At 37.0% G+C, this 9,548-nt stretch carries 6 protein-coding genes; all 6 read right to left on the reverse strand.

The features are described 5' to 3' along the window. Entirely contained in the window at positions 1-1,611 is a 1,611-nt protein-coding gene (locus BCU91_RS17465) for an ABC transporter transmembrane domain-containing protein (protein WP_198589346.1), read from the reverse strand. After that, entirely contained in the window at positions 1,604-2,980 is a 1,377-nt protein-coding gene (locus tag BCU91_RS17470) for a TolC family protein (protein WP_102438349.1), read from the reverse strand. The genes BCU91_RS17465 and BCU91_RS17470 overlap by 8 nt, the downstream gene beginning before the upstream one ends. Then, the gene (locus BCU91_RS17475) at positions 2,977-5,208 is read right to left on the reverse strand and encodes a response regulator (RefSeq protein WP_102532024.1); all 2,232 of its coding nucleotides are present in this window, start codon (positions 5,206-5,208) and stop codon (positions 2,977-2,979) included. The genes BCU91_RS17470 and BCU91_RS17475 overlap by 4 nt, the downstream gene beginning before the upstream one ends. A 2-nt stretch (positions 5,209-5,210) precedes the next feature. Continuing rightward, positions 5,211-6,560: an HlyD family type I secretion periplasmic adaptor subunit gene (locus BCU91_RS17480; protein WP_102438345.1), complete on the reverse strand. Its 1,350-nt coding sequence runs from the start codon at positions 6,558-6,560 to the stop codon at positions 5,211-5,213. Between the two features lie 43 nt (positions 6,561-6,603). Beyond that, positions 6,604-6,927, reverse strand: a complete 324-nt coding sequence (locus tag BCU91_RS17485; RefSeq protein WP_102438343.1) for an Hpt domain-containing protein — start codon at positions 6,925-6,927, stop codon at positions 6,604-6,606. 184 nt (positions 6,928-7,111) lie between these two features. Beyond that, positions 7,112-9,548, reverse strand: a 2,437-nt coding sequence (locus BCU91_RS17490) for a tandem-95 repeat protein (RefSeq protein ID WP_133126619.1), incomplete at its 5' end; no start/stop codon positions are given.

A 9,548-nucleotide genomic window follows, 5' to 3' on the forward strand; every position in this document is an offset into this window, starting at 1 on the left:
TTAACCCAATGTAATCGTTTCAACCAGGGTGTCAGTATTGGTGATTTTATTACTCACTATGACAAAGGAGTATTTTCCGGTGCGGGGCCTCAAACAAGAGAGCAAATTAATGGCCACTTCTTTATCGTAAACAAGATCAAAATCATCAATAATAATAACCAACTTGTTATTTAATAGTGCTCTTACAATAAGTAATAAAAAAGAAACCTGACGAGAAAATACTTTACTATTACCGCTACTGAGCTCAGTAAAAAAACCGAGTTTGAGTTGGTCGATATCTTCTTTTATTGATAAAGCTTCACAAAGAGAATATGCCGCCTTATGTAATTGCGGCCTAAAACAAGTGATATTATCTATGATAGTCCCTTCAATAAAACTGCTGTTTTTATCTATAGTTACAACAAGGTTAGCATCGATATTCTCTTCTTGAGATTTTTGTACAATGCGCTCAATTAACCGGGTTTTACCACTACCCGACTTGCCTTTTAGTAGGGTTATTTTTCCCTTAGTAAAAGAGATTTCTCGATTATTAAAAATTATCTTGGGGATCCTACTGTTGTAGGCTAATAACGCTTCGTTAGCTTTATCACTGGCCAACACACTTGAACCAGAGCTAGTGTTAGGCTCTTGCCCGGCAGCAGACTCAGGCGAGGTGCAAGCCGCTTTATTGGTATTTTCCATCAGCAACATTTCATTCAAGCGATCAATATAAATTTTATTGATTTTCCATTGTCCCATAGTTCTCATCGCTTGCTGATACGGGCCAAAATAGCGGTTAGTTAATAAAATAATAGCCGCCATCACCCCTTGGCTCATTTCTGTTGCGATCACGCTAAGGGCACCATTAATTACCACTACCGCCACTGAAAGCTGCTGCACCAAAGAAAGAATTAAGGCAAAATTTGATTCCTGTCTTTCAAATTTAGTACTGAAATGCTCTCGTTGTTCGATCATGTTATTCATCAAGTTTTCAACTCGGTATTCCATGGTGCGACTTTTAATATCCAGTGGATATGACACAATCTCGATTATTTTAGAGTTTGTAATCCCCTCAATAGTCGACTTGGTTTCTAATAACTGCACTTTTTTACTTGTTGAAAAATAGGCAATAATAAATAGAAATAATGACGCTACACTGATGATAATACCGGTATTCAGATTAATGACCGCCAGTACGACTATGGTCACAATACAAGTAAATATATTGATAAAAGATGACACTAAGTCGCCACTAAAATAGGATTTTAAGCTGGGGATCGTATTGAGTCGTTCTAAGTATTCACCGACTTCAAGCTTTTTAAAACGGGTGATATTGGCATGACATACCGCCTGAAACAGTTGATTGGTGATTTTTCTTTCAAACTTATTACCAATATCAGCAATAAGGGTTTCTTCTAATGCTTTCACTTTGTAATCTAAAATTATCGCTATTAAAATAATTGAATAGATAAAATACAAGGTGGAAGTTGCTTGATTTGGCAGTACCCGGTCAAAGATAATCAAAATTGCAAATGGTAGCACCAACCCAAGTAAGGTCGTCAGAATACTTGAAGTGAATAGAAAAACTAAGTCGATTATCGACAGTTTAGGAATATAGGATAATTTATTCATCAGCTTCCTTTTTCAACTTTTCAAGCACTTCCAAATCAAAATTATTCTGTATCGGCACCATACTATTTGATAATGCACTAAGAATATTAAGGTCAACTGGGCCGAGTAAGGCGTCAAACTTAGTCATATTGATGATGTAATCATATTGATTAGAATAAAAATCACGAATACTGTTGTATAAATTTGACTCTGAAGAAAGTAAATCCGTTAATGTTTTAGTTCCGATTTTATAAGCTTTTTGCGTTCCTTTATAAACTGAGTAGTTCGATATAATAATTTTCCGCAACAAATTAATTGATGTGACATTGTCATTAATTTGATAAATCAACTCATCAAATTCAACTCCTGCGTCATCAATTGATTGCCTATGGTTAGCGATACTCTGGAATATTTTATTCTTATTTTTTTGATATTCATAATAAGTGGAGCCACCACTCATTATGGGAACATTTATATTTAAAGAGTAGCTGATATCATCGTTATAGGTTTCAACATTATTATTGCTATCATTGACACTATAATTTGCCGACGCTGAAATGGTGGGGTAAAAGCCTGATTTGGTTTTATCCAATGTGGTTTCTGATTTTTTGATATTGTATTGTGAAATAATAATGTCGTAGTTTTTATGGGCTAAGTTTTTTTTAAGCTTACTTTTGCTTCTTGATGGGATCTGTTGATAGTGCTGATTTAATTGGATATCAAACTTAGGTTCGAGCTTTGTTTGGGTTGTAGAATTGAGCTTGATTAGAGAAATCCTGATGTCTTTTTCAATGCTTGCCAAGCTTTTTGCATTTTGCTCCTTCTTAGCATAGGCCTCATAAACATCTGTTTTGGCCACATTACCCAGCTCATTGTTTCTACTAATTTGCTCTAGGCGTGCTTGAGATGACTTTAGCTCCGCTTTGGTGGCTTTATGCTGCGCTTTGAATTTTAAATAAGAGAAATAATTTTCAACCACCTTGATGATAATATCATTGAGAATTTTATTATGTTTTATTTCATTTATTTGTAATTCTAACTTGCTCAAGTCGTAGTCATATACGATAGAGTAATCCAGTAATACCTGTGACAAGGATAAACTGTAACCATTACTGTTATAGTCATTATCGGTACGACTACCGTCATCAGGGTTAGGATAGGTGGTTTTAGATTCATTCCAAGTGGAATTTGCCTGAATATTCACGGTTGGTAAGAAAGGCGAAGTCCCTTTTTGTAGATCATATTCTGAAGACACTAATTCAAACTCAGAACTGATAATCTGATAATTATTCCTCAATGCCTGATCAATTAACAAAGATAGCTCTGATGCCCTTGTAGAAGCAGCATTAACAACACACAACAGTATTAAAGCGAATTTAATAATCTTCATTTATTCGCCTTATTAATTGCTAGATACTTTCTTAATACATTAAAAATCTCATCTTTTTTATAGGGCTTATGGATGACATAATCCATGCCCGCACTGATACATTTTTGATGTTCATCGTTACTGGTTAAAGCGGTCGCACCGATGATGACCCTGTCAGGCAGATTATTTTCATTGTCACTCTGTCTGATCCTTGATGTCGCCTCTAAACCATCAAGATTAGGCATAATACAATCCATAAACACCGTTTTATAATCGCCCACTTTGACTGACTCAATGGCTTCTTTACCATCATTAGCCGTATCACAATCAAAACCTAAATCAGTGAGTATTTTCTTCAAGATAAATTGCTGCAACCTATCATCTTCAACGATTAATATTTTTTCTGATTTTTCATCTACCGCTGCGTCTTCGTCTTTATTTATATGCTCAACAATATGGCCGATAAAATCACTGGGTGGACAAGGGTGATAAAAGACATGATCAACATGTTCGTAGAGCTTCTCATCGATATTTGAGGATGATAACGACAAGAATATTTTGATCACTTTCTTATTCAGCCTCGCCTTTAATATTTTACAAAATGACTGTAAATTTACCCCCTGAATAGTATTGGTTAAGATGATGCCATCTTGGGGTGAAAGCTCCTTTATAGATTGAAATAATTCATTGCCGGTGCGGGCAATAATCACTTTAGCCCCTTGATCTGTTAGCATTTGTTCAATCACATCAACTTGCATATAAGATGCACCACAAATTAGCAGCGTTCTGCCGTAGAGCTGGTTATTTTCAGTCTGATAATCAACAGGGGTGACATCAAAAGAGATCCGCACTCTTGATATGTCATCAATATTTTTTTGAATGACATGATATTTTTTTATTTGATTGAGTAATGTTTTAACCAATGCCTTGTTGGTTATGTCTTTTTTAGGTACGACACCCCAAGCTAAATTTTCGATATGCTCCATGGAGGGTATATCTTGATCATAGAGGTATAGATCAATATTAATCTGTAACTTCTCAACCCTTGTTGCCGAGCTGCAACTTAAAGAAAACAGTACGTTACGACAGTTGGAACTGGAGATTGTTTCGGAAATTTGCATCAGCAAAAGCCAAAATAAACCAGTATGATGACCATAAAAGGATAAGGGAATAGTATTTGCGACGTAACATTCTATAAGTTTATTTTGTTGCTTAGATTTTGTTGATAGTAGTACTACTAATTCACTAATTAAATTGTAAAAATCGACCAACTTTGTGCTAGAAGATGACTCTACAGTTGAAAGTAAATTAAAATTTTCAGCAAGGTTTTCTAATGTTCTGGTCGCAGTGGTGATCTCTTTGGCCTGTAAAACCTCTTGAACATTCTCTTTATTGACCAGTAGATCAATGCCCCCGTGTATGGTGTTAGTTATGCCTCTAATTTCATAACCTAATAAGTTATACAGCCTTTGGTATAAGTCAGTTTTACTCATTTGCTGCTCTAACTTTTCAAAACTAAACAGCAGCATGGAGTAGATTTTTTTTTCATCTGAGCTTGAGTCAATATCTGATAAGCGATGCTTTAGAGAACTATGATTGAGGGTTTTAACGTCACCTAAAATATGATGAAACGACTTCGATAATCTGCTCTTTTCTTTTACTGTGTATCGAATTTGCTTCCTTATCAGGTACCAGCCAAACACAAAAAAACCAAATATGGCGGTATTGATGGCAAAAAATATCGCCATTTGGGATTGTGAATTTTGCTTTATATCAGCTGCTAATTTTTGATTTAGGTTAGCTGAAATATCACTAACTTCTGCTAAACTTCCTTCGATATCAAGTTTTAATGTATTGATATCTTTATGATCATTATACTTTTTTACATATAAGTTAACGTAGTCAAACTTTAACAGACCAGCAAGGGATATAAGTTTTTTTTCAGTAGATGCGATAGAAATGAAAGACTGTACGTCTTTAGCAATTTGCTGCGTCAAAACAGAAATTTGAGCCTTATTACATGGTGAGCGCCCTACTTCGCATAAGGAGAGGGTGGCATTTAATATTTCAAGTTGATCGACGATATTGTTTGAGGTGTTAATGAGTGCATCTTGATTAGCCGTGACGGCAGGCTTCTGACCAGAAACGGTATTTTTTAGTGAATAAACCACTTGGCCGAGAGTTAATATCAGCACAATAGCAAAAGCAATTTTAATTTTTAGCGCATTATTATTATATTTTACATTCATGTTTAACGCTCATTAAACGACTCTTCTAACGCAGCCATTATAGGTTTAAGAGCATAATCAATAATTTTTCTACTGCCTGTTTTTACATCTGCAGTAAATTCCATATATGGTGCTAAGTGGTACTTAACCCCTTTATTTTCTAAATAATTTTTATTGATTGTGAGTTCGGCTAGAAAAAATTCTTCTTCTTTTTCTTCGTATGATCCTCTCGAGATAGATGAAATCACCGCATCGATAACACCGTATTTAGCAAAATTATAGGCATCAAGCTTTAGTTTTACTTTTTGGCCTTTAACGATAAAACCTATGTCTTTGCGGGCTATTTTTATCTCAGCTCGTAAAGCATTATTTAACGGCGTGATATCAGCAATGCTATCCCCTGGCGATATAATGGCAGAGATATAATTATAATTAAGCTTATCTACTGTACCGTCTACCGGTGAATAAACAAACAAGCGATCCACTTTATCTGAAATCGATGGCAGCATTTTTGACTTTATTGAAAGCTCTTTGTCTAGCGCAACAACCTTGGTTCGATATTCGCTATCCCTAATAAACTTGGTGTTTTCCAGTTGCTTGGTGAGACGAGTTAATAAAAAACCTTCATTAACTACTGACTCCTCTAAATTTTCAATTTCACGCAGCATATTCATTTCTTGCACTTGCATATTAAGCACGTCGGTATATGACGCCATTTCTTCTTTATACAATTGCTCTTTTATGGCGAGTTGCTTTTTAATTATGTTTAACTGGGCTGTAGAAGAAAGTATTCGCTGTTTCATAGAGTCGATGATCACTGTTTTATGGGCAATATCATGCTCCATTAAATCATCACTGGTTACATTTTTGCTATTCTCTTCTCGCCATTGCTCTTGCTGTATTTTGAGCGTTTGTGGATAGTCTTTAAAGGCTGAAAAGTCGGGTTCTTGTTGGGATATTAAAGATTCGTATTTTATTAGCTCTATCCTAAGCTGATTGATTTCAAAAAGATTAACAGCAAGATCACCAAGCTTATCTTTTGATCTTAATTGTGCAATTTTTTGGCCTTTGTAAACAATATCGCCAGGGGCGACATAGAGTTTTTCAAGTATCCCTCCTTCTAAGTGTTGCACTTTTTCGATATCTGAGTTTAGAAGTATTTCCCCTCTTGTGGCCACAGTAATTTCAAGCTCTGCTTGTGAGCCCCATATCAATAAAATAAAGAAAAAGACAAATGCAACCGAGGAAACTTTTTGTGAACTATTACTGCTGTTTTTAGCTATTAATACGCTAGAGCTATCAGAATGAACACTGTTAATAGACTCCTCGATGATGTCTTCAAAGTTTTGCTCAAGATTATCTTTACCTTTCATTTATCTCCATCACTACCTTGTTATGTCAATGAAATAAATTTTTTTAAACGGAAAGGCTAACCTGCTCAGCAATTTTTGATAGGTGTTGCTGTATTACATCTATTTGCTGCCTGCTTGGCATTTCGCCCTTTTTACTTATCCCCTCGGCCTCCCTAATCAATGGAACAGCATCTTCTTCGCACAAGTTAGACAAAGAACCTGATAAGGTATGAAAAACATGAAAAAGCGCCTCTGTATCCTGAGTACTATAATGCGCCTCAATGGTTGTTGCGGCATCAGCATTGCACTCTAAATACAAACCTAATAGCTCTTTTACGCACTCTGTATCACCATCAAACATGTCACTTAACGCTGTTATATTTATCATATTTAAAACTCATTTTGACTTGGTTAACACCACCTAAATTGACGACTTAGGTACTGTGTAATTACGATTTAATAATCCCTAATAATAACTTTAGTTTAAAATCCAGATATCTCTATAAAAAACATATATTTTATAAAGATACCTGCACTTTAACGTCTTATCACTGTAAATATTTAATCGTGGTTTATATTGAATCAGCCAATGTCGTTGAGTCATCCTCTGTTGTTGTATGAGCGCTATCATCAAAGCTGGCGCTGTCATCCATAACATCAATACCGAGATCGGTGTTATCACCTGAAGTCCAATCACCTGCATTACTATCATCAGAGCCTGTGGTTAATTGTTGCGTATCAGCACTTGAGCCATCCATTTCATAAGAGGAATTAACGTCAATGGTAATAGACGTTGCTGCTCCATCAATTGGTTGATCCATGCTATTAACACCACTCATGTCCATATTAATATCACCGCTAAAGTTTTCTGGTATTTCTAGCTTGACTGGTTGACATAAGTCCCCAGCAATTAAGTATTCACTGTCTCCTTGCTCTATACCTGACTGAGGCGAAACACCTTCTGGTAAACCAGAAATAATCACATGGTCGACTTCACTGTTTGAGCTGATATCTGTTGGTATGAATACATTTACACTGCCACCAGGTGCTGCTGTATAGTCATAATCTTCAGATTCATTCCCTACTGCAGAGCCAAGGGTTATTGAGCTATCGACTGTATCTGTGCCATTACTGACACTGTAAGTTAAGTCTAAAGAACCTTGTGAATCAGTATCTTGCTCAACACTATAGCTACCATCAAGTAAATCGATAACGACTGCATTTTCTGCCTGCACGTTTGAAACAGTTAAATTATCACCTTCTATACCTTCTACATTTTCAAGTAACTCATCAACAGTTACGATTGTTGCAGCTGGCGCTTCGATACTTGCCTCGGCAATATTATCTACTGCTGCCTCTGTGTTTATTGCCGATATTTCAAAATCAACCGAATGAGATGTGCCGTCATCTACGGTAAAATCGACAGTGACCGGTCCTTGATAATCAGGATCTGACCAGAATGTCCATGTCTCATTATCGTTGTCTATCAATACTCCTTCTTCACCTGAATAACTCACGCTTTCAACATTGACAGCCTCTGAATCTAAACCTTGAGATTCCAATAAATCGCTGGCCTCTAAAAGTACGTAACCATCATCATTCATGGCAAATGCTTCTTCATGTGGCACATCGTTCAATAATGGACTGTCATCCTCTACTGAACTTTCATCGCCAACATCTAAAGTAACTGAAGATACTGTGACAAAGAAATTACCGTTGTAGTCTTCTGGTGGCGTCATTGATAAGTCTTCAAGATTCCATTGGGTTATATCAACAACCTGCCCTTCTTCAGTGATAGTCATGGTATTGGTGCCATCACTCACTACGAAGCCTACTGGGTAGCCTGTCATCACAAGACTTTCCATTGTTTCTGATGCATCAAGCATTTCAACATTAAGTGAGAAATGACCCGTGCTATCTTCAGCAAAAACAAGTGGCCCTTCATGAGCTGTGGTAATAACAGTACCGTCAGCTACAGGTCGAATATAAATAGGTAAGTCGACCGTTGCTTCACTATTTCCATCTGTTGCGACGATCTGCAAACCTGCGGTACCAGCAAAATCACCTGTCGGGCTAAAGGTCCAGGTTCCATCACCATTGTCAGTAATACTGCCGTCAGCCTCCTCACCATCTGCGGTAACCACTTTCGAAATGGTTAGTGAGCTGTCAACATCACCGAATAAGGCTAATAAATCAGCTTCGCTAAAGGTTATGTCGCCATCTTCTTGAATAGTCAGATGCGCATTACCATTTTGGAATGGTGAATCATCCACTGGGATGATATCCATTGCCAATTCACCTTCAACTTCCTCTCCAGTTTCATCAGAAATGGTATAACTTAATTCTATTAAGCCATTGAAGTGCTCAGGAGTAATGAGGTTATAAGTACCATCCTGATTCTGTGTTAGTGATGAGTTGGCAGGTTGACGAACCGATAGATTATCTAACGTCAGATTATCACCATCGATATCACTTGCCTGTGAAAGGATATAGTTAGGGTCAATGGTTATGCTGACGTCTTCAGTACCCTCTAGATTGATAGTAGGTGCTGTCGGTAAATCATTAATTGGATTTACTGTTAAATCCATTGCGGCAGAAACAGTTGCTTCACCATCTGAAACATCAAATGTCAGCCCTAAATCGCCGTTGTAATCTGGATCTGGTGTAATGGAGAATGTGCCATTACCGTTATCAACCACACTGCCATTACCATTAACAGCTAAATTACTAGCAGTTAACTCATCACCATCGATGTCACTGGCATTAGCCAGTAACTGCTCTTGCGTGACCGTAATAACACCATCTTCATCCATAGTGTAAGCGATATTGCCATCAACTACAGGTGCGTCATTAACCGCCAGTGTAGTAATGCCTGCGGTGGTTTCAGCAGTGGCGCCGTCATCATCGATAACCACCACATCAAGACTGATGTCACCGTTAAAGTTCTCATTGGGCGAGAAGGTCACTGAGCCATCTTGGTTTTGAACCAGGATACCGTCGGTACCAGAA

Origin of the sequence: Shewanella sp. 10N.286.52.B9 (assembly GCF_002873635.1) — a bacterium.
GTDB lineage: Bacteria > Pseudomonadota > Gammaproteobacteria > Enterobacterales > Shewanellaceae > Shewanella.

Coding starts and splice junctions, on each gene's coding strand:
- BCU91_RS17465 (WP_198589346.1), bottom strand. CDS start 1,611: ATGAATAAATTATCCTATATTCCTAAACTGTCGATAATCGACTTAGTT.
- BCU91_RS17470 (WP_102438349.1), bottom strand. CDS start 2,980: ATGAAGATTATTAAATTCGCTTTAATACTGTTGTGTGTTGTTAATGCT.
- BCU91_RS17475 (WP_102532024.1), bottom strand. CDS start 5,208: ATGAATGTAAAATATAATAATAATGCGCTAAAAATTAAAATTGCTTTT.
- BCU91_RS17480 (WP_102438345.1), bottom strand. CDS start 6,560: ATGAAAGGTAAAGATAATCTTGAGCAAAACTTTGAAGACATCATCGAG.
- BCU91_RS17485 (WP_102438343.1), bottom strand. CDS start 6,927: ATGATAAATATAACAGCGTTAAGTGACATGTTTGATGGTGATACAGAG.